This is a genomic window from Sorangium sp. So ce363, from assembly GCF_051520435.1.
GTDB lineage: Bacteria > Myxococcota_A > Polyangia > Polyangiales > Polyangiaceae > Sorangium > Sorangium cellulosum_B.
Genome location: NZ_CP150333.1, coordinates 7,476,091 through 7,496,507 on the forward strand (window position 1 = coordinate 7,476,091; position 20,417 = coordinate 7,496,507).

General features: G+C 71.5%; 12 protein-coding genes. 8 read left to right on the forward strand and 4 right to left on the reverse strand.

Annotated features, from left to right (window positions below):
- Nucleotides 1-134 precede the first annotated feature (134 nt).
- The gene (locus WMF12_RS28045) at nucleotides 135-1,034 is read right to left on the reverse strand and encodes a 1,4-dihydroxy-2-naphthoyl-CoA synthase (protein ID WP_437850292.1); all 900 of its coding nucleotides are present in this window, start codon (nucleotides 1,032-1,034) and stop codon (nucleotides 135-137) included.
- A gap of 357 nt (nucleotides 1,035-1,391) precedes the next feature.
- Between WMF12_RS28045 and WMF12_RS28050 the strand changes: the two genes are divergently transcribed.
- The 5 genes from WMF12_RS28050 (at nucleotide 1,392) to WMF12_RS28070 (ending at nucleotide 7,244) form a co-directional block, all read left to right on the forward strand.
- The gene (locus WMF12_RS28050) at nucleotides 1,392-2,570 is read left to right on the forward strand and encodes a PAS domain-containing protein (RefSeq protein WP_437850293.1); all 1,179 of its coding nucleotides are present in this window, start codon (nucleotides 1,392-1,394) and stop codon (nucleotides 2,568-2,570) included.
- A gap of 120 nt (nucleotides 2,571-2,690) precedes the next feature.
- Nucleotides 2,691-3,779 carry a fibrinogen-like YCDxxxxGGGW domain-containing protein gene (locus tag WMF12_RS28055; protein ID WP_437850294.1) on the forward strand — a complete coding sequence of 363 codons (1,089 nt, stop codon included), beginning with the start codon at nucleotides 2,691-2,693 and terminating at the stop codon, nucleotides 3,777-3,779.
- An 82-nt stretch (nucleotides 3,780-3,861) separates the two neighbouring features.
- Nucleotides 3,862-4,383 (forward strand): hypothetical protein, encoded by a 522-nt coding sequence (locus WMF12_RS28060; RefSeq protein WP_437739767.1) that lies wholly within the window; start codon nucleotides 3,862-3,864, stop codon nucleotides 4,381-4,383.
- 26 nt (nucleotides 4,384-4,409) lie between these two features.
- Complete coding sequence (locus WMF12_RS28065) at nucleotides 4,410-5,048, forward strand: hypothetical protein (RefSeq protein WP_437739768.1); 639 nt, start codon at nucleotides 4,410-4,412, stop codon at nucleotides 5,046-5,048.
- Nucleotides 5,049-5,159: 111 nt separating this feature from the next.
- Nucleotides 5,160-7,244, forward strand: coding sequence for a protein kinase domain-containing protein (locus WMF12_RS28070; RefSeq protein ID WP_437850295.1), 2,085 nt, complete (start codon nucleotides 5,160-5,162; stop codon nucleotides 7,242-7,244).
- 51 nt (nucleotides 7,245-7,295) lie between these two features.
- Here WMF12_RS28070 and WMF12_RS28075 read toward each other — a convergent pair whose 3' ends face one another.
- The gene (locus WMF12_RS28075) at nucleotides 7,296-8,219 is read right to left on the reverse strand and encodes a hypothetical protein (RefSeq protein WP_437850297.1); all 924 of its coding nucleotides are present in this window, start codon (nucleotides 8,217-8,219) and stop codon (nucleotides 7,296-7,298) included.
- A gap of 202 nt (nucleotides 8,220-8,421) precedes the next feature.
- A complete protein-coding gene (locus WMF12_RS28080) occupies nucleotides 8,422-12,300 on the reverse strand; it encodes a protein kinase domain-containing protein (RefSeq protein WP_437850299.1) in 3,879 nt (1,292 codons plus the stop codon).
- A 201-nt stretch (nucleotides 12,301-12,501) separates the two neighbouring features.
- Between WMF12_RS28080 and WMF12_RS28085 the strand changes: the two genes are divergently transcribed.
- Nucleotides 12,502-14,052, forward strand: coding sequence for a serine/threonine-protein kinase (locus WMF12_RS28085; protein ID WP_437850301.1), 1,551 nt, complete (start codon nucleotides 12,502-12,504; stop codon nucleotides 14,050-14,052).
- Nucleotides 14,053-14,096: 44 nt separating this feature from the next.
- Here the strand turns inward: WMF12_RS28085 and WMF12_RS28090 are convergent, their stop codons facing one another.
- Complete coding sequence (locus WMF12_RS28090) at nucleotides 14,097-15,164, reverse strand: class I SAM-dependent methyltransferase (RefSeq protein WP_437850303.1); 1,068 nt, start codon at nucleotides 15,162-15,164, stop codon at nucleotides 14,097-14,099.
- A gap of 198 nt (nucleotides 15,165-15,362) precedes the next feature.
- Here WMF12_RS28090 and cysS point away from each other — a divergent pair, with 198 nt between their 5' ends.
- The gene (cysS, locus tag WMF12_RS28095) at nucleotides 15,363-16,901 is read left to right on the forward strand and encodes a cysteine--tRNA ligase (RefSeq protein ID WP_437850305.1); all 1,539 of its coding nucleotides are present in this window, start codon (nucleotides 15,363-15,365) and stop codon (nucleotides 16,899-16,901) included.
- An 864-nt stretch (nucleotides 16,902-17,765) separates the two neighbouring features.
- Nucleotides 17,766-20,390, forward strand: coding sequence for a LamG-like jellyroll fold domain-containing protein (locus tag WMF12_RS28100; RefSeq protein WP_437850307.1), 2,625 nt, complete (start codon nucleotides 17,766-17,768; stop codon nucleotides 20,388-20,390).
- Nucleotides 20,391-20,417: the final 27 nt, after the last annotated feature.

Below are 20,417 nucleotides of genomic sequence, written 5' to 3' on the forward strand. Positions count from 1 at the left end.
TCTCCAGGTGAAGTTGAAGCCGCGCGACCAGACGGCACACGCGGAATCTTACAGCGCCGCCACCATCGATGAAGTGGATGTCGGTGTCAAGCGCGATTGTGCGCTCTGGGCGTGGCGTGGGCGGAACGTCGTCGTCAGTAGTGCCAGGGATAACGGCTGAAGTCCGGACGACGCTTCTCCAGGAAAGCGTCTCGCCCCTCCTTCGCCTCCTCCGTGCCGTAGGCGAGCCGCGTCGCCTCGCCGGCGAAGAGCTGCTGTCCGACGAGCCCCTCGTCAGGCAGGTTGAAGCCGTACTTCAGCATCCGCATCGCGGTCGGGCTCTTCGAGTTGATGATCGCGCCCCACCGCAGCGCCTCCTCCTCGAGCTCCGCGTGAGGGACGACGGCGTTGACCATCCCCATCGCCGCCGCCTGCTCCGCCGTGTAATCGAGCCCGAGGAAGAAGATCTCCCGCGCCTTCTTCTGCCCGACCTGCCGCGCGAGCAGCGCCGAGCCATACCCGCTGTCGAAGCTCGCGACGTCAGGGTCCGTCTGCTTGAACATCGCGTGCTCGCGGCTCGCCAGCGTCATGTCGCAGACCACGTGGAGGCTGTGGCCGCCGCCCGCCGCCCAGCCGGGCACCACCGCGATGACGACCTTGGGCATGAACCGGATGAGCCGCTGCACCTCCAGGATGTGGAGCCGGCCGAGCCGCGCCGGGTCGGCCTGCCCCGCGCTCTCACCCTCGTATTTGTACCCGTCCTTCCCGCGGATGCGCTGATCGCCGCCGGAGCAGAACGCCCAGCCGCCGTCCTTCGGCGAAGGTCCGTTGCCGGTGATCAGCACACAACCCACGTCCGAGGTCGTGCGCGCGTGCTCGAGCGCGGTGTACAGCTCATCGACGGTGCGGGGACGAAACGCGTTGCGGACCTCGGGTCGGTTGAACGCGATGCGGACGGTGCCCTGGTCCACGGCGCGGTGATAGGTGAGATCCTCGAACGAGAACCCATCGACCTCACGCCAGCGCGCCGGGTTGAAAATCGCAGAGACGGTCATGGCCCACTCCTTTGGGGCGCGGACCGTACTCGCCTCATCGTGGGCTGGCAACCTCGGCGACATGACAGTGGCGACCTCCGGGCGCGCGCGTGTTCGCCAGACCCGGGCGTCCCTTCTGGCGCAGCCGGCCCAGCACGCCCGCTAACGAGCCTCCCGATACCCTTGACACATAAGCCGTTCTCGTGGACAAGCAGGCTTCGACGCGCGGGGAGGTCGACGTCGCGCCGCCTGGGGATTGCGCGCGCGCGCTCTGGCCAGGCGGCGCGCGAGGCGCTCGCCGGCGTTCGGACAGGAGAATCGCTGATGGCGGGCGGCCTCGACGGCGGGCGCGCTCTGCCTGCCCGCGCGGGAGACGACATGGGCTTGAGCTATGAACGACTTTTCCAGGTCTCGTCAGGACTCCTCGCCACCGCGGACGCGCGTGGCTACTTCCATGATCTGAGCTCTGCCTGGGAGCAGACCCTCGGCTGGTCCTTCGACGAGCTCAGGGCCAGGCCCTACATCGAGCTCGTCCACCCCGACGACCGCGAGGCCACGCTCGCCGAGGCCACCGCCCTCTTCCAGGGTCGCGCGAACGGCCGGTTCGACAACCGGTATGTGTGCAAGGACGGCTCGTACCGGTGGCTCGGCTGGACCGCCCGAGTGGACATGGCCGAAGCGCCCTCCGAACGCCTCATGGTCGCCACGGCGCTCGACCTGACGAGCGACCGGGAGCGGACGGCGCAGCTCACGCAGGCGATGGAGCTGACCACGGTCTACGAGAAGCTGTTCCGGGTGTCCGTGGGCCTGCTCGTGACCCTGGACGCAGAGGGGTACTTCCGCCACGCCAACCCGGCCTGGGAGCGCACCCTCGGCTGGTCCCCCTCGGAGATGATCGCGAAGCCGTTCATCGAGTTCGTCCACCCCGACGACCGCGAGGCCACGCTCGCCGAGGCCGCCGCGCTCTTCCAGGGCCACACGACCATCAAGTTCGACAACCGGTACGCGTGCAAGGACGGCTCCTACAGGTGGCTCGCGTGGACCGCTCACCTGGACGCGGCCGAGGAGCCGTCGCGCCGCCTCGTCTATGGCACCGCCCACGACGTCACGCCGTACAGGGAGCTGCTCGACAGGCTCGAGCGAACGCTCGCGCGGCTCCGCGACACGATGCAGGCGATGTCGACGCCGCTCATCCCGATCACCGATCGCATCATGGTCATGCCCCTCGTGGGCCAGATGGACTCGGAGCGGATCGATCAGGTGATGTCGGCCGCGCTCGCTGGAGTCCAGTCCACCCAGGCTCAGGCGGTCATCCTCGACGTGACAGGGCTCAAGGAAATCGACACGCGGGTCGCCGCCGGCCTCGTCGACACCGCGAAGGCGCTGCAGCTGCTCGGCGCAAGGACGATCCTGACCGGCATCCGGCCAGCGGTGGCGCAGACGCTCGTCGGGCTCTCGCTCGACCTGGGGGGCCTCCTGACCAAGAGCACGCTCCAGAGCGCCATCGCCTTTGCGCTGCAAAGCGACCAGGGCGCGCCACGGGCCCTCGCCCAATAAAAGCGTCGGAAACGTGCCGGCGCGCAGCGGCGGAGCAGCCGACCGCGCGGGGCGGATGCGCGCGCCGGGGGGGCTGGTGTATAAGGCCGCGTGGCGTGTGTTCGTGTCCCCGGAGGTCGCATGTCGCTCGGCCAAGGTTCGGTCGCAGGAGCCTGCTGCGCGGCCATCGCGTTGCTCACCGCCGTGTCGGCCTGCTCGACCAGGGTGCGGAGGTTCGGAGACGACGGCGCCGGAGGCGGCGGGAGCGCCTCGGCCTCGAGCGGCGGCTCGGCCGGGAGCGCCGGCGAGGGCGGCTCTGCCTCGAGCGCCGGCGGCGGCTCGGCCTCGAGCGGCGGGGCCGGGTGCGAGCCCGGTCGCCAGGAGGCCTGTTACGGTGGGCCGCCGGACACGTTGAACCGCGGAGCCTGCCGCGCCGGCGTGAAGATCTGCGACGACGAAGGGAACGGGTACGGCCCGTGCGCCGGAGAGGTGCTGCCCGCCGCCGAGCGCTGCGACACCGCCGAGGACGAGGACTGCGACGGCGCGGTCAACGCGGGGTGCGCCTACGCCCGGTGCGCCGACGTCCCCCGCGGCGCGCCGAGCGGCGTGGTTTCGCTCGATCTGGACGGGGCCGGGGGAGATCCGGAGTTCCCCGTGGTGTGCGATCTGGAGACGGACGGAGGAGGGTGGGCGCTCGTCTACAACAGCGTCGGTTCGGCGGAGGGAGCGACGCTGTCGTTCTGGGACATCCCGTATGCCCAGCGGCTCGGGACCAAGGGCGAGCCGGCGCTCGAGCGGAACTTCTACAGGGGCTCCCTCTACCTCGTCGGCCGGGAGTACCGCGACGAGATCGCGGATATCAAGGGCACCGTCGCGCAGGTCATGCGCGCGACCGCCGAGGGCATCGACACGACCACCATGAAGCTCCTCCGCCCCCTGCACGTCTCCGGGGACGCCGACGTCTTCTTCTCCCATTTCCTCTCGGGGTGGTCGTCGCACGACTACGACGGTGATCCCGACCCGGGGAACTGCGCGATCGCGTCTCAGAACGTCACGCAGCACTACGCGCAGTGCTGGCACTACAACCTCGGCGCGGACGCGGACGAGCCCCACGACGACGGCGGCTGGGGCCCCCACCTGAGCACGTACGTCGCGAACCGGGTCGGGCTCGCGAACGACAATACGCGCTCTACCCGGGTGCGGCGAATCTCGCGCTGGACACGGTGGTGAGCCGGGCGTCAGGCGTACCTCCGCGCGTAGCTCCGCGGATTTCGTGACAATTTTCGGGAGGGTCGGGTATGCTCGCCCGGCCATGCGCTTCTATGCACTGACTTTTTTGACGCTCTTCGCGAGCCTCTGCCTGGCGAGCTGCTGGAACAGCGGCGGCTGCGTGGAGGGCGACGCGTGCGAGTGCTCCCAGGGTGACGAGTGTTACCTGGGCTGCGACGGTGACGATTGCGACCAGCGCTGCTTCCAGATGAATCGCTGCGGCGCCGTCTGCGAGCACGGGTGCTCGTTCGAGTGCTTCGATGTCGACGAGTGCTCGGCCTCCTGCGGGGACGACTGCGACCTCAACTGCCATAACACGGCGGCGTGCGGGGCCATCTGCGATCGCGACTGCCGGTACGAGTGCCATGACACGAGCCGGTGCGGCGTCAGCGTCGGCTCGGGCAGCGTCGTGACCTGCCGGAACGTGACGACCTGCGAGGTCGAGTGCCGGGGCTCATGCGAGGTGTTCTGCGACAACGTGGGCGGCGAGTGCCGCGTCACCTGCCCCGGCGGCGAGGCTGCGGTCATGTGCCCGAACGGCTCGCGCTCGTGCGGCGGATGCTGAGGAGACCGAGACCGATGCAGAGAGCGATGACATCGCAGCTTCGCGCGCCGCGCCTTTTGGCCGCCGCGCTCTCGTTCGCGGCGCTGACGATCGGGTGGACCGAGGTCGGCGAGGCGCAGATGACGATCAAGCGCCCCGGCGATCGCCCCGACTACAAGGTCGAGCTGGAGCCGCACCTCCTCCTCACGCCGTTCGAGCCGCTCGGCGGCCCCGGCGCCGGGAACGGCCTCGGCGCCGGGCTCCGCGCCACCATCGACATCGCGCCCGACGGCTTCATCAAGCGCATCAACGACTCGGTCGGGATCGGCTTCGGCCTTGACGGCATCCACTACGGAGGGGACGCGGACTACCGCGGCGAGTGCACCCGCTTCGAGAACGGGCCCGCGGGCACGCGTATCTGCACCGAGGTCGACCGGTACGGGGCGCCCTCGGACTACGTGTTCGGCTCGGTCGTGATGCAGTGGAACTTCTGGCTTCACCGGAAGTGGTCGGTCTTCGGCGAGCCGGGGCTGTCGCTGTATCTCGGCGACGTGGGCCGCGACGGGGTCTTCGGGGTCGCACCGGCCCTGTTCGTCGGCGGGCGCTTCCACTTCACGGAGAAGGTGACGCTCACGATGCGGCTCGGATACCCCGCGTTCTCGCTGGGCGTCTCGTTCCTCCTGTGAATTTCGCGCGCTCGCGGACGCCCGCGTCGCGCGCCCCCGCGCCCCTCCCGCGCGTAGAGCGCCTCCTCACCGCTTCCCCGCGACGCCGGCCGACCTGATATCCTGCGCCGCATGCCGGAGACGCCGCGATCCGAAGAGACGCTCGGCTCGGCCTTGGTCGAGGACCTCACGGTCCCGAGGCTCGGCGCGCCGGCCGCGCAGCCCATGGAGGAGCTCTCGAGCTCGGCGCTCACCGAGGACATCGAGGCGATCGAGGCGGCGGCGGCCGGGAGCGCGGGCGGCGACCCGCTGATCGGGAGCCTGATCTCGGGGCGCTACCGCGTCCACGAGCTCATCGGGGAGGGCGGGATGGGCGCCGTCTACCGCGGCGAGCAGGTGCACCTCCGCAAGCAGGTCGCGATCAAGCTGCTCCGGCCCCTGGCCCGGCGGATGCCGGAGCTCGTGGTGCGGTTCGAGCGCGAGGCCGTCGCGGGAGCGCACATCCGGCACCCGAACGTCGTCGCCGCCATCGATTTCGGTCAGCTGGACGACGCGTCGTTCTTCCTCGTCCTCGAGTACGTCGAGGGCACGCCGCTCAAGGAGGCGATCGCGGGGGGACGGCTCGCGCCCGCGCGGGCGCTCCGCATCGCGCGTCAGATCGCGTCGGCGCTCGCGGCGGCGCACGAGAAGGGCATCGTCCACCGCGACGTGAAGCCCCAGAACGTCCTGCTCGACGCGCACGATCAGGTCAGGCTCATCGATTTCGGGCTCGCGAAGGTGAACGTCGATCTCCTGTCCAGCCAGAGCCGCAAGACGGCGACGCCGAGCCCCGCCCTGACCAGCGCCGGCGAGGTCTTCGGCACGCTCGCGTACCTCGCGCCGGAGGCGCTGCGCGGGATGGACGCGGTGGACGCGCGCGCGGACCTGTACGCGCTCGGGCTCGTGCTCTACGAGATGCTCACCGGACAGCACCCCTTCGACACGAAGAACGTGGTCGAGCGGCTCAAGCAGCAGGGGCCGGGAGGGCCGCCGGCCCTCCGCGTGCGCGCTCCGGATCTGGAGGTGCCGTACGAGGTCCAGCAGGCCGTGATGCGGCTCATGGAACACGATCCGGCGTTCCGCTTCCAGACGGCGGCCGACGCCATCGCGGCGCTTGATGAGGGGCTCGCGGCGCTCGCTCGTTCGGCGGCGCCGCCGGCGCCGGCAGGGGGCGGGATCGCCGCGGCCGGGCAGGCCCCGTCGGGCGGGAACAGCGCGGCGAGCGGGGCCGCCATGGCGGGAGCAACCAACGCGGCGGGAGCAACCAACGCGGCGGGCGCGAGCACCGTGGCGGGCCAGGCCACGGCGGGCGGAGCCAACGCGGCGGGCGGGGCCGCCGCGCAGGCTGCGAAGGCGGCGCCCAGGGAGCAGGCGCCGTCTGCCTGGCCGGGGCCCCGGGCGACCTTGCTCGCGCGCGCGCACCGCGGGCCCACGGCCTCGGCGCGCTGGGTGCCCCTCGCGGCGGCGCTCTCGGCCCTGGCGGCGCTCGCGATCGGCGTCGCGCTCTGGCTCGTCGTCCGGCGACCCGCGGCGACCACGGAGGCGTCGGCCGTCGCCTCCGTCGAGCCCCCGCCGGCGCCGTCAGCGCCGCCCCCCGCGTCGGCGAGCGCAGCGCCCGAGGACGACGCCCGCGGCGCCCCGAGCCCGCGCGCGCAGCTCAGCCGGGCGGTGGCGACCAGGAACTGGGTGCTCGGGGCGCGGTCGCTGCTGGCCCTCGCCGAGGCCGATCCGGAGCTCGCCCTGAGCAGGGGCCTGCGCGAAGAGGTGCTCTCCACCGTGGCGGGCATCGGGTTCGAGGAAGACAACCCGGCGGCGGACGAGGTCTTCGACCTGCTCACGAACCGGCTCGGCAGCGGCGGGCTGGACGTGCTGCTCGACCTCGTGCGCGCGCGCGGAGGCACCAAGGCGGCCCGGCGCGCCAGCGAGATCCTGGCCCGGCCCGACGTGATGGCGCGCGCGACCCCCGCGCTCCGCGTCCTCTTCGCGTTCCGCAAGGCCAGCTGCGGCGGCAAGCGGGCGCTCTTCGGCCGCGCCGCGGCCGAGGGGGACGAGCGCATGCTCTTCGAGCTCCAGGTGCTGCACGGCGCGCGGTGCAGGCGGAGCGATCCGTGCTGCTTCCGCGACGACAAGGCGATCGCCGACGCGATCCAGCAGCTGAAGACGCGCCTCGGGACGTGACCGGCGCGCGGCGCGCCTCCTTTCAGCCGGGCACCGCCGCGGAGGCGCCGCTCAGAGAAGGCCGCAGCCGTTGTAGAGCGGCAGGAGATCGCTGTCGCGCACGTAGCTCTGGATCGTCTCGGAGTAGCTGGGGACGCTCGGCCCCAGCAGCGGCCCCAGGATCGCCCCGAGCAGCGGGAGCGGGTAGCACGTCTGGTTGCCAGCGGCGCCCTTCACGCAGGTCAGATCGCAGAGACCGAGGAAGGCGATACCGCACGTCGGCACGTGGCCGCAGAGCCGCTCCCACGCGAGGAGGCCGAGATCGAGCGGGCAGCTCAGCGAGAGCGCCGAGAGCTCCCCGGTGAGATCGGGATCGATGCAGGCATACCCGGTGATGGTCCCTGAAAGGAACGCGTTACCGTACATCGTGGCGTCGTGGACGACGAAATCCGCGAAGGGCTCCTCGTCCAGGGGGCCATCGAGGGCCTCGTGGTTGCCGTCCAGCAAGATATCCACATGCTCACCGGTGCCGTTCAGGTGCTGGAAGATGCACGCCGAGACCCAGCGCTGCTCCGAGGGGGTGAGAGCACGCTCGGTCCATTCCGGCGCGAACCCGAAGGAGCCGTAGAACTCACGGCGGTCCGGACCGTAGACGACCTGGTCAGAGGACAGCGCGCAGCGCACGGTGTAGTCGAGCACGCTCTTTCCCCCGGAGGTGCCGAGCAGCGCCGTCGGGACCACGACGTCGTTGGCGTCGGCGAGCGCGTCCTTGCCGAGCGCCTGGAACGCCGTGCGGTTCGCCGGCGCCCAGAAGTCGCTGGGGAGCAGGCCGTTACATCCGATGGGCACCGCAGTGCGCCGTATTGGCAGCTCCGCCGTCTCGACGGGGTCGGTGTCGGACGGGGCGTCGGGGTCGGTGTCCGACGGGGCGGCGCATCCCGCCGTGAACACACCGGCGCCAAGGAGACCAACCGCAATGAAACGGATCGATGACATTCGGCTCTCCTCCGAGGTGGTCGCGCAGCCAGGCACCGGGCCAGGACCAGACATCGACCAGCAATATCGCTCTTTCTTAAATTAGCAGTCTCCCATCCTCCAGGAAGGCGCGCAATGCTGAAAATCGGTACACGGTGGTTGTGTGAAACTACGGAGTCGCCCGAGTACGACACGGAATCAACCGTATCGCGACAGGCTCGCATCAGTCCGGCACGGGTGGATGAGCGTCCGGAGCCCGCGACCGCTCCGCCAACGCGCGCTCCAGCTCGACGAAGCGGGACAGCCACAGGGGGCTCTCCCCGCGGTGCTCCCGCGCGCTCGCGAGCGCCTCCTCCGCTTCACGCAGGTGTCCGCGACGGAGCGCCATGCGAGCACGCCAGTAAAGGAACATCAGCGTCTGCTCGGCGATCGACTGGTCTTTCACCAGCCGGATCGCTTCGCCCCACGCGAGAGACGACGGAGGTGCCGCCGGCCGGAGCCCGACCTCCGAGAGCACGAGCTCGAGCAAGCGGTACTCCGTGAGATCGCCCGGCTCGAGGGCGCAGGATCGCTGGATCCACAGGACGAGCTGGCTGGCCTGCTCGTACTCGTCGAGCGCGAGGTGGATCTGCGCGAGCAGCATCGCCGTCTGGGGCATCGGGCGCTCGGAGGCCTGCTCTTCCAGCCACCGGGCGCGCCGCAGGAGCGCGAGCGCCTCGCGCTGCCTGTCGCTCCAGTGGAGCAGCACGGCGACGTTGTACGACGCCATCTTCTCCAGCCACGGATTGCCGATCTCGCGCGCGAGATCGACGGCGCGGCGCAGGTCGCCGACCGCGCCCGGCAGCGACCACCGCCAGGCCCACAGCGCGATGCGGTTGATGTACGCCCCGCAGAGGTGAAATCGATCGCCGGCCGCCGTGACCAGGGCGATCAGGTCCTCGGAGGCGCGCTCGGCGTCCTCGCGGCGACCTGCGCTCGCGAGCTGGAACGACAGCATGATCAGGGCAGGGACACGCGCGTCGTAGTCTCCCGACGCCGCGGCGCGATCGGCGCACGCGGTGAGCTCCGCGATGGCCTCCTCGGTCCTCCCCCGCCGCCACGAGGTGCGGGCCTCGGCGACCCGGAGGCGCAGCGCGAGCTCGGGAGAGCCCTGCGCGTCGATGAGCGGCCGCGCCTCCTCCACCCGGCGCGCCGACGCCTCGAACTCGAAGGCCCAGTCGAGCACGGTCGCGTCCTCGAGCAGGAGGCCCGCCCTCGCCTGCGCGTCGCCGAGCGCCTCGGCCAGCGCGAGCGCGTCGCCGAAATCGCTGCGCGCCTCCCGGACGCGGCACATCCGGTACCGGCTCCTGCCGCGGCCCGCGAGCGCGCGCGCGCGCCGGGGCGCGTCGCCCTGCTCGGCGATCTGGAGCGCGGCGTCGTAGCGCCGGTCCGCCTCGACGGCGTCGTGCCGCGCGGACGCGAGATCGCCGAGCGCGAGGTAGGCGTCGGCCGCCTCGGCGCGCTCGCCGCACACGGCCGCGTGGCGCGCGAGCGCGCGGAGGCCGTCGGTCGAGCCGGCCGCCACCTGCGCCCGCCAGTACGCGAGGGCGCTCCGGTGGATCGCTGCGCGGTGCGCCGGGTCGAGCATCTCGTAGACCGCCTCCTGGAGGACCGCGTTCTGGAACGCGTGCCGGTCGTCCTCGCCGCCGCCGCGGCCCTCGCCGTCTCGCAGCAGGATCCGCCGCTCGACCAGGGCCGCGAGCCCGTAGCCCGCGTCGACCATCGCTCCTGCGCCGCCCGCGCGCTCCAGGCCGTCCAGCACCGCCTCGAGCTCGGCGCGATCGAACGACATGCCGAGCGCCGAGCAGACCCGGGCGCACGTCGCGAGCTCCGGCGGTAGATCGTCGAGCCTCTGCGCCGCGAGCCATTGCCACGCCGGCGCTGGCGGCAGCGCCTCGACCTCCGCGGTCGCCACGTAGGAGCCGCCGCCGGCGCGCCGGCGCACGGCGCCCGCGCGCTTGAGGGAGCGGACGATCTGCCGGAGGCAGTCCGGGTTGCCCCCCGCCCAGTCGGCCAGCCGGCGGAGGATCTCCGCCGGCGGGTACTCGGCCGGCAAGAGCAGGCGCGAGGCGAGATCCATCGCCGCCTCCTCCGCGAGGGGCGCGAGCGTCACGCGGGTGTGGCGCTGGTTGCGCTGGCCCCAGCTGGGACGGGCCTGCTCGAAGCGAGGGCGCGCGGTCACGACCACCCAGAGGGGGGTGCCCTCGCCGTCGAGCGTGGCGTACTCGAGCGCGTCGAGCAGCACGTCGTCCGCCTGGTCGGCGTCGTCGAGGATCACGGCGAGGGGGCCGCGGCGCGCCCCCCGGCGGAGCGCCTCGGCGAGCGCCAGCATCAGGCCGTTGCGGGCCTCCCCGGACAGGCGCCCCCCGCGGGGCCCGGCCCAGCCGAGCGCCGCGGCGACGGCCTCCCACGTCGCGCCGCCGAGCGTCTCGCCGAGCCGCTCCACGCAGAACTGCCGCGGGTCTCCGGGGCTCTCCCTCGGCGCGTCGAGCGCGACGCAGAGGAGCGCGCGCACGGCCTGCGCGGCGCCGCCGTGGATGGGGTGGAGCGCGCGCGCGGCCACCACGCGCACGTCCGGGACCGGCACGGCGGCGATGCTGGCCGCCTCGGCCGCGAGGCGCGTCTTGCCGAGGCCGGCGTCGCCGATGAGCGTGAACAGGCCGGGGCACGTCCCGTCGAAGGCGTCGGTCGCGCTGGCCGCGAGCGCCGAGAGCACGTCGTCGCGGCCGAGCAGCGCCGGCTCGCGCAGGCTCTCCGGGTCGCCCTGCGGCGTGGGGGTGACCTCGTCGTCGGGCAGCGCGCGCTCGAACTCCTCGGTCATCGCGAGCCCGCCCCAGGGCTCGGCCGGCAACCACGTCTCGGGGCGCTCGACCGGCGCGCCGTAGGCGGCGTGCAGCCCGCCGGCGATCCTGCGCAGGCGCACGCTGGCGAGGTGCAGCGCCACGCGCACGCCGCCGCTCAGCGCGAGATCGCGCGCCGCGGCCAGCGCTGCGCGGGCCGGATCGTCGACGTCCCTCGCGGAGAACACGGCGAGGCAGCGCTGCCCCCGCTGCCGCGCGACGAACCCCCGGCGGCCGCCGATCGCCGCGATCACCGGCCCGGCGCCGCCCTCCGCGAAGAGCAGCGCGACCGGCTGCCGCCCCTCGGCGACGGCCGCCGCGGCGCCATCGTCCTGCCGCTGCGATCGCGGCGCGGACGGAGGCGGGATCGAGTCGGCGCGAGGCCGCGCGCGCAAGGCGTGCAGGGTAAGCCGGAGCGCGGCGGCGCTGTCCGGACGTCGGCTCGGGTCCTTGGCGAGGCAGGCGAGCGTCAGCGCCTCCAGCCCCTCGGGCACGTCCACGAGATCGCTCGGGCGCGGCGGGCGCAGCGCCAGGTGGCCGTGCTCGACGGCCGTCTCGCCGCCGACGAACGGCGGGCGCAGGGTGAGCAGCTCGAACAGGATCACGCCGAACGCATAGATGTCCGCGCGCGCGTCGATCCGCGCGGCGTCGCCCCGGAGCTGCTCCGGAGCCATGTACTCCGGCGTCCCCACGATGTCGCCGGCGCGCGTCACGCCGGCGGACACCGCCGGCGGCTCGCCGCCTTCGGCGAGCCGCGCCAGACCGAAATCGAGCAGCACCGCGCGCCCGCTCGAGCCCAGGAGGAAGAGGTTCTCCGGCTTGAGATCGCGATGGATGACGCCGCGCGCGTGCGCCGCCTCGATCACGGCGAGGATCGCGTCCGCGCGCCCGGCGGCGAGCTCCGGATCGAGCGGCGCGCGCAGCGCCGCCAGCTCCTCGGCGAGGGTCTGGCCGAAGAGCCTCTCCATCACGAGATAGGGCCGCCCCCCGGGGAGCTCGCCGCAGGCGACGAGCTGCGGAGCGTGCGGCACGCCGACGCGCTCGAGCAGCGCGGCCTCCCGCCGGAACCGCTCGCGCAGGTTCCACGCCGCGTGCCTCCCTACCTTGATGGCGACCGGCGCTCCATCGCAGTCCTGCTGCGCGGCCCAGACGTCGGAGAAGCCGCCGTGACCGAGCGGATCGAGCAGCGAGAAGCCCTCTATCACGGGCGCCGCGCGCTCCACGGTGTCACGCTCACCGGGCGGCGGGATAAAGCCATCTCTGACGCACGGAGCGTCAGCGGCGAGCCGCCCGTGACATACGGAGCAACGGTGCATGATTGGGCTCGATCTGCGGGCAGCCGAGGGTCGCGCTGGACGCCGGAGAAGCGTACTGTAATGCGCGAACTCAGCAGTTGTCATGTGGGAAGTCAGCGGGTGTCACCCATGAAGAACCCCTGCCAAGACGATGAGCCGTCTCCCGTCGCGGCGCCGGCCGGCGCCCCCGCGGGCGAGCCGCCGATCGGCGCGTCGCAGACATGGAATCAACGCACGCCCGACACACGCGATCGCGAGGGCTCAGGTCCCGGCGCCCCGCGCGCCGCGGCGCTGCGGGCAGGCGAGTACCTCCTCGACGGCGTCATCGCCGAGGGTGGGTTCGGCGTCGTCCACCGCGCGGTGCACGCGACGAGCAGGGCGCCGGCGGCGGTCAAGATCATGCACGCCGACCTGATCTCGCGCGCCGATGTGGTGCTCCGCTTCCAGCGCGAGGTGGACGCGATCGGGCGGATCCGGCACCCGAGCGTCGTGGAGATCCTCGATGTCGGGCGGCTCGACGACGGGCGGCCCTACTATGTGATGGAGCTCCTTCAGGGAAAGAGCCTCGAGCAGCACCTGTTCGCGCGCGGCCGGCTCCCGGCGGACGAGGCGCTCGCGATCCTCGATCCGCTCTGCAGCGCGCTCGCCGCGGTCCACGCGCTCGGGATCATCCACCGCGACGTGAAGCCCTCGAACGTGATCCTGTGCGAGCACGGCGGGGAGCTCAGGGTGGTGCTGCTCGACTTCGGCATCGCGAAGCTGCTCGGCCCGACGGATCTCTCGCTCACGTCGTCACGGCACGTCGTGGGGACCCCGGCGTTCATGTCGCCCGAGCAGCTCCTCAACCGGCCCGTCGACATGCGGACCGACGTCTACGCGCTCGGCGCGCTGCTCTACACGATGATCGCGGGATCCATGCCGTTCCAGGCGACCACGTACCCGGTGCTGCGCCACCTGCACCTGCACCAGGCGCCGCCCCGCCCGAGCCTGCACGCGCCGGTCGACCCGGCGTTCGACGATATCGTCGTGCGGGCCATGAGCAAGGATCCCGCGGGCCGCCACCCGGACGTCACCGCGTTCCTGGGCGACGTGCGGGCCGCGACGGCGCGGATCGCGCGGACCGGCGCGGTGGAGGCGGGGCACATCCGGCGCCTCGCCATCGGGCTGCTCGTCGAGGTCCTCGCCGAGAGCCACGCGCTCGAGGCCCCCACCGACGCCTTCCTGGCTGAATTCGAGGCCGTGGTCCCGGACGCCGTGGCCGCCCTCGCGCCCTCGGGGTTCTCGCCGCTCGCGATCACGAGCACCAGCGCGCTGCTCGCGGCGCCCTTTCGGCGCGGCGAGCGCGGCACCGAAGAGGCGCGCCACCGCGCGATCGCGGCCGCCGTCGCGCTGCACACGCGGCTCGCCGGGCCGGGCCAGCGCGATCCCAGGATCAGCGTCCGCTTCTGCCTCCACGCCGGCGACGTGGTGCTCACCGAGGACGGCGCCCTGGTGGGCGGGAACCTCCTCGAGCTCTCCTCGTGCCTCTCGGAGGCGGCGGAGCCGGGCGTGTACGCGTCGCCGGCGATGCTCGATGGCGTCGCCTTCTTGTCCCACCGGGTCTCGGGGGCCGCCGGCGCCACGATCCCGATGCGCCGCGTGTTCGTGCGGCCGCCGGGCCGCGCCGCAACCCCCGCGTAGCGCCCCGGCGCTCGCGGGGCCGCGAGCGCCGGGCGCAGGATGGGTCAGCGGGCGGGCTTGACGAACTTGAGGGTCATGCGGTCGCTCTCGCCGATCGCGGCGTAGCGCGCGCGGTCCTTGTCGCCGAGCCGGAAGTTCGGCGGCAAGGTCCAGACCCCTTCCGGGTAGTCTTTCGTGTCCTTCGGATTCGCGTTGACCTCGGACTTGCCGCCGAGCTTGAAGCCCGCCGACTCGACCTTCTGGATCACCCACGCTTCCGGGAGGTATCCCTGCTTCGCGCTCTCATCGGGGTTGGCGTCGGGCTTCGCCCGGTGCGCCACGACGCCGAAGACGCCGCCCGGCTTGAGCGCCTTGAACGCCTCGGCGACGTAGACGTCGAACTTGCCGTTCCGGTGCCAGTTGTGCGCCTCGCGAATGGCGATGACGAGGTCGGCCTTGCCCTCGATCCCGAGCTTCGGGCTGTCGCGATCGATCACGACGACATCGACCTTGCCGAACAGCTCGGGCGACTTCTCGATCATGCGCTTCACACGCTTGCCATAGAGCGTGTTGCGCGAGTCCGCGGGGCCGTTCGGATCGAACGCCGTGATGATGAGCTTGCCCTTCTTCGCGAGCACCGGCGCGAGCAGCTCGGTGTACCAGCCCTCGCCGGCCCCGAGCTCGATGACCGTGCTCGTCTGCTTGAGGCCGAAGAACTCCAGGTTCTCGACCGGGTGCCGGGCGGCGTCGCGCTCGGCGTTGCCCGGGGCGCGGTGCTTCCCTTTGAGCGCCGCCCGCAGCGCGGCGCCCGCGCTCGGGTAGTTGGCCGCGATGAGCGCCTTGACCTCGGCCTTGAGCGCGTCGTCGAACCGCGCCGCCTCCTTGTCGGCCTTGGCCTCCATGGCCTTCGTGTCCTCGGCGAGCTTGGCGAGCTCCGCCTGCTTCTTCTCGGCTTCCGGGTCCGCCTTGGGCGTCGCCGCCTCGGGCTGCGCGGCCGGCGCGGCGGCCGGCGGCGCCTGCGCGGGGGCCGGCGGCGGGGGCGGCGGGGCGCTCTCGACGGGCGGCGGGCTCCCCGCGCAGGCGGAGAGCGCGCCAGCGAGGACGAACAGCAAGGTCCTTGAAGTGATGTGCATGCGCGGTTGCGTAGACCGGAGGGAGGACGGCCGCAAGATGTGGGGAGACGAGGCGAGACGAGGCGAAACGAGGCGAAACGATGCGAGACACCGCGAAACCACAGGGAAAACCGGCGAGGTTCCGCGTTGACCGGGCGGCGGGGCCAGGGTAGCGTACGCGGTCCCGGGGGGGTGCTCGCACACTCACGCAGGTGGCCGATGCCGCTCAAGGTTCATAACACGCTCACGAGGAAGAAGGAGCCTTTCGTCTCCGCCCGGCCGAAGGTCGTGCGCATCTACACGTGCGGTCTCACGGTCTACGCTCCGATGCACATCGGCCATGCGCGCACCTACTGCTTCTGGGACGTCTTCCGCCGCTACCTCGAGTACCGCGGCTATCACGTGCTGAGCATCATCAACTACACGGACATCGACGATCGCATCATGCAGCGCGCGAGCGAGCGCGAGGGCGCCGTCGACGTCGCCGAGCGGAACATCGCGGCGTTCCGGCGCGACTGCCGCAAGCTCCACATCAAGGACTACGCCGTCTACACGCGCGCCACCGACTTCGTCGACGAGCAGGTCGACATGGCGAAGCGCCTGATCGAGAAGGGCCACGCCTACACGGTCAACGGCGAGGTCTTCTACGAGGTCGGCACGTGGGCGTCCTACGGTGAGCTCTCGGGGCGCAAGGTCGACGAGCAGGAGGTCGGGGCGAGCGGCCGCGTCGAGGAGGACTTCGCTCGGAAGAGGCACCCGGCGGACTTCAGCCTCTGGAAGCCGACCGGCCCGGGCCAGCCGAGCTGGCGCACCGGCGAGGAGGGGTGGCCGACCGGACGCCCCGGCTGGCACATCGAGTGCTCGGCGATGAGCACGGCGCTCCTGGGCGACCATTTCGACGTCCACGGGGGCGGCATCGACAACATGTTCCCTCATCACGAGAACGAGATCGCGCAGAGCGAGCCGCTCTGCGGGCGGCCCTGGGTGCGCTACTGGCTGCACCCGGAGCACCTCGATCTCAAGGACATGAAGATGTCGAAGAGCCTCGGGAACGTCATCTCCGTCGAGGAGCTCCTGTCGAGGCACGGGCACGACGAGGCGCGGTGGTTCTTCGTGACGCAGCATTACCGTTGCAAGCTCCCGTTCGGCTGGGAGCTGCTCCAGCAATCCGCTCAGGGCTATGCGCGCATCAAGAAGCTCGCGACGGTCCTCGCCGAAAAGCTGAGCGGCGCGACGGAGGCCCCCCTCGCCCCGGGCGCGTACGCATCGCAGCGACCCGAGGAAGAGCGGTTCCCGAGGATGCGCCACCACTACGTTCACGGCCAGTTCGGGGAGCTCACCGAGCGGTTCATCGCGCGCTTCATCGAGGCGATGGACGACGATCTGAACACGCCGAACGCTGTGGCTGCATTTTTCGATTACGTGAGCGCGCTCTATTCGGCGGGGATCGAGCGGTGTGAGGACCGCCCCTCGCTGCTCGCGGTCTACCGGGCCATCGTGCGTCACCTCGCGGTGTTCGGGGTGGAGATCGCCGAGCCGGCGCTGTATCCGGAGCTCGTTCCGGACTACGCGCTCGCCCCTGCCGAGGGCGCCGCTGGGCGCGGGGGTGACGCCGCGATCGACCGGCTGATCGCGATGCGCCAGGAGGCTCGGAAGGCGAAGGACTTCGCCAAGGCGGACGCCATTCGCAACCTGCTGACCGAGGCAGGTGTCGTGCTCGAAGACACTCCCCACGGCCCCCGCTGGTCGTTCTCCTGAGGAGCTCTCCCGCTTCGGATACGGGCCCATCTCGACGTTTTCGGTGCTCGGCGTACCAGAGTACGCCTCCGCGCCGAAAACGCCGATCTGGGCCCGTCTCCTGTGCGGGAGAGCTCCGCTAACGGATGTATCAGAGCTCGGAGAGAGAGCGGAGAGGATCGCGCGGCGGAAACTTGCCGGGAGCGGCGCGGCGGAGGGCGCAGGCTGGAGACGGCCGCCGCCCGGGATTCGGCCACGGACAACGCGGCGGCGCCAAAGGGCGGCGCGCTCCAGCCGCCACAACACGGGATGTCCGCGGCCCGCCTCCTTATAGATCACGGTCCGCCTCCCATTAGGCCGCGGCCACCTCCTTATAGAGAGATGTCGGCATAACGCGACGGCGGCGCGGCGCGATGCATTGAGACGGCGGCGCGATGCGTGGAGGATGCGGCGCGGCATATAGAAGCGGCGCAATGGATGGCCGCGAGACGGCGGTGCTGCGGTCGGGACGAAGTGCGACGGGCGTGCGGCGACGAGGAGGAACCTTGTTGTCCCCCTTTGCCGCGCGCCACAACGCACCATTTGGACGCGTCGAAAGCGTGCTTGTTTGATCTCGAGCACCCGCCTGGGGTCGCAAAATGGGTGTGCCAGATGTGCCAGTGTCGGAGTCCGCCGACATGCCCGGGCACGCTGGGTTCGCCGCGACAAGGCGAAAATCACGATCTGGGACCGGGCATATCAATTGCCAATCGGGTGCTCCGCACCAGCGCCCAAACCCGAACAGCCCGGTCGGGTCAGACAGACGCCTGTTCGCGTCGCCGGCCGTAGCTCGAGCTGCGGCCGGACGGCGCTCGTGCAGTCAACTCTTACCCAACGAGAACGCAGATGCGGAACCTCTCCTTCGGCTTCGCCCATCCTCTCTCAATCAAAACCAGCTCGGCCGCGGTCCTCGCCCTGCTCGCCTCGGGCGCCGCGTGCGGAAGCTATGACGTCGATGAAGGTTCACTCAACGACGCAGAACTAGCTCTCGAAGCGGCGGCCAGCGGGTCGAGCGCCGTCAGCGGCACCGTCTCCGGCGTCGGCACCAGCGTCGGCGTCGGCACCGGCGTCGGCGCGACCGGGACCGGCGGCTTCGGCAGCAGCGCGGTCGCCACCTCCACCACCGGCGTCGGCGGCGGCGGCGGCACCGGCGGCTTCGGCAGCAGCGTGGTCGCCAGCTCCACCGGCGTCGGCGGCTCCACCAGCAGCTCGGTCACCACCACCGGCGTCGGCGGCGGCGTAGGCGTCGGCGGCGGCGACCCCGGCGATCCGCCCCCGGTGGGGCCGCCGGCCGTCGGCTTCTGGCAGCTCGACGACTGCAACGCCGCGACAACGGCGCTGTTCGACTCGTCGGGCAACGGCAACACGGCCACCCGCTCGGCCAACGCGGCGTGCGCTCAAGGTGTCAGCGGTCTCGGCGTCGCCTTCAACCAGGACAACGACAAGATCCTGGTCGACGACGATGCCAGCTTCACGTTCGGACAGAACCTCGCCGTCGCCGCGTGGGTCAATCCGACCGCGGTGACAGGGTCGACGCCGCGGACCATCGTGCAGGAGAAGGGCGGCGGAGAGACGAGCTTCTCGCTCGACATCCGGAACAGCCAGGCGCGGTTCACCGTGACCTTGACCAACGGGCGGACGGTCACCTCCCGCGCCCCCATCCAGGCCAACGTGTGGACCCACGTCGCGGGGATCTACGACGGCACATTCGTGCGGCTCTTCCTGAACGGCGAGCAGGTCGGCCAGATCAGCGCGGCAGGCACGCTCCACGACATCGACGCGCCCATCCGTATCGGCAACAACGTGCAGAAGGAGCGCTTCACCGGCGTGCTCGACGAGGTCTGGCTCTCCGCCTCACCGACGACCGCCTTCGAGATCGCCCAGCTCTCCTGCCTCAGGCGCCCCACGACGGCCGTCGTCACGCCAGAGAGCAGCGGCCTGGTCGCCCCGAACACGCCGGTGGCGTACCAGATCGCCGTCACCAACAACGATGTCGGCTCGTGCCCGGGCCGCGACTACTTCCTCGACATCTTCAGCCCCTCGGGGGGCATCGACGTCTCCGCCGATCCCTCGTTCTTCCCCGGCGTCCTGCCCGGGAGCACGGCGACGTTCCCCGTCACCGTCACCGGCACCGAGGACGCGGATCCCGGCACCCACGTGATCCCCTTCTCCGTGATCGACTTCAACTCGTCCGAGTTCGTCGTCGCCTCCGGGGCCCTCGACTTCGAGCTGGCCGAGCCGACGGGGTGCTTCGTCCGGACGAGCCGAGAGATCTTCGTGAAGGACCTCAGCGTGGTCGAGGATCCCCTCCGCACGACGTTCAACGGGCCGCCGGGCGACCCCCGCACGGGCGCATGGACGTTCGCGCGCCTGATGGAGGACATGGCGCCCACGCCCGCCGACGCGCCGGCCATGGTCGAGGAGCTCTTCAGCACCTGGCTGACCGATCAGGTCGTGAACGGCTTCACCGTGCCGGCGCGCACGGCGATCCAACAGGTCGTGTTCGACGAGTGGCCGAGGAGCCCTGACGGGTCGCTCGACCTGCAGCAGGCGCCGCTCTTGCTGCTCGGCATCGTCAACAGGATCGACGTGCGCAACCTGGCCGAAGGCCACGCCGGCGAAGGGAGGTTCGTGTTCGGCGTCGTCAGCCAGGGCTTCCCGCAGCAGTTCACCGTGATCCTGGAGTACAAGCTCCCCGCGTCGACCGAGGCCGACGTGCTCGACTGGGCGAACTCCTGGCACGCCCTCGGCAGCCTGCCCTTCCCGTCCGAGGACTACAACGCGGCGCTCCAGGACATCACCACGCGGTTCGCAGGCCGGAACGCCGCGCCCGGCAAGCCGAACGGGAGCTCGCTCGGGCAGCTCCGCACGAACGAGATCGCGCTCGCGGGGCCGTGGGAGCTGCGCGAGTTCGTCCTCTCGCCCGACACGGGCTTCCTGCGGCCGGAGACCGTCAAGCTGACGCCGGATCTCGGCTTCGACGGATCGCCCACGCTCGCTGATTTCGTGAACCAGAACGAGGCCTCGATCATCGCGGAGCAGCACACGGTGCCCGACACGTTCCAGGGGAACCCGTTCCTCGGCGGCTCGTCGTTCAACAACCTCACGGCCTGGACCGCTCCTGGCATCCTCAACAACGAGGCACGGCACAAGTTCTCGCTCAACACCTGCAATGGGTGCCACGGCGCGCAGGAGACCGGGACGGGGTTCCTGCACGTGAACCCGAGGTCGCTCGGGAACGAGGCGTCGCTGTCGGGTTTCATGACGGGGATCACGGTCAGTGACCCGGTGAGCGGTGAGCCGCGCACCTTGAACGATCTGAGGCGCCGGAATCAGGATCTGTCGGCGCTGGTCTGCGAGCCTGCCCCGACCTTCGCGGCGCTCAGGGCCGCGCCGACAGGCGGCGCGGCGGCCGGCGCGGCCGCGAGCCGCTCGGCGTTCATCCGCCGCGGCATCGGGCGCGTCCACTGATCCGGTAGCGCCCCGGCGCGAGGGGCG

Coding starts and splice junctions, on each gene's coding strand:
- WMF12_RS28090 (WP_437850303.1), bottom strand. CDS start 15,164: ATGCACATCACTTCAAGGACCTTGCTGTTCGTCCTCGCTGGCGCGCTC.
- WMF12_RS28070 (WP_437850295.1), top strand. CDS start 5,160: ATGCCGGAGACGCCGCGATCCGAAGAGACGCTCGGCTCGGCCTTGGTC.
- WMF12_RS28045 (WP_437850292.1), bottom strand. CDS start 1,034: ATGACCGTCTCTGCGATTTTCAACCCGGCGCGCTGGCGTGAGGTCGAT.
- cysS (WP_437850305.1), top strand. CDS start 15,363: ATGCCGCTCAAGGTTCATAACACGCTCACGAGGAAGAAGGAGCCTTTC.
- WMF12_RS28100 (WP_437850307.1), top strand. CDS start 17,766: ATGCGGAACCTCTCCTTCGGCTTCGCCCATCCTCTCTCAATCAAAACC.
- WMF12_RS28050 (WP_437850293.1), top strand. CDS start 1,392: ATGGGCTTGAGCTATGAACGACTTTTCCAGGTCTCGTCAGGACTCCTC.
- WMF12_RS28060 (WP_437739767.1), top strand. CDS start 3,862: ATGCGCTTCTATGCACTGACTTTTTTGACGCTCTTCGCGAGCCTCTGC.
- WMF12_RS28055 (WP_437850294.1), top strand. CDS start 2,691: ATGTCGCTCGGCCAAGGTTCGGTCGCAGGAGCCTGCTGCGCGGCCATC.
- WMF12_RS28065 (WP_437739768.1), top strand. CDS start 4,410: ATGACATCGCAGCTTCGCGCGCCGCGCCTTTTGGCCGCCGCGCTCTCG.
- WMF12_RS28085 (WP_437850301.1), top strand. CDS start 12,502: ATGAAGAACCCCTGCCAAGACGATGAGCCGTCTCCCGTCGCGGCGCCG.
- WMF12_RS28075 (WP_437850297.1), bottom strand. CDS start 8,219: ATGTCATCGATCCGTTTCATTGCGGTTGGTCTCCTTGGCGCCGGTGTG.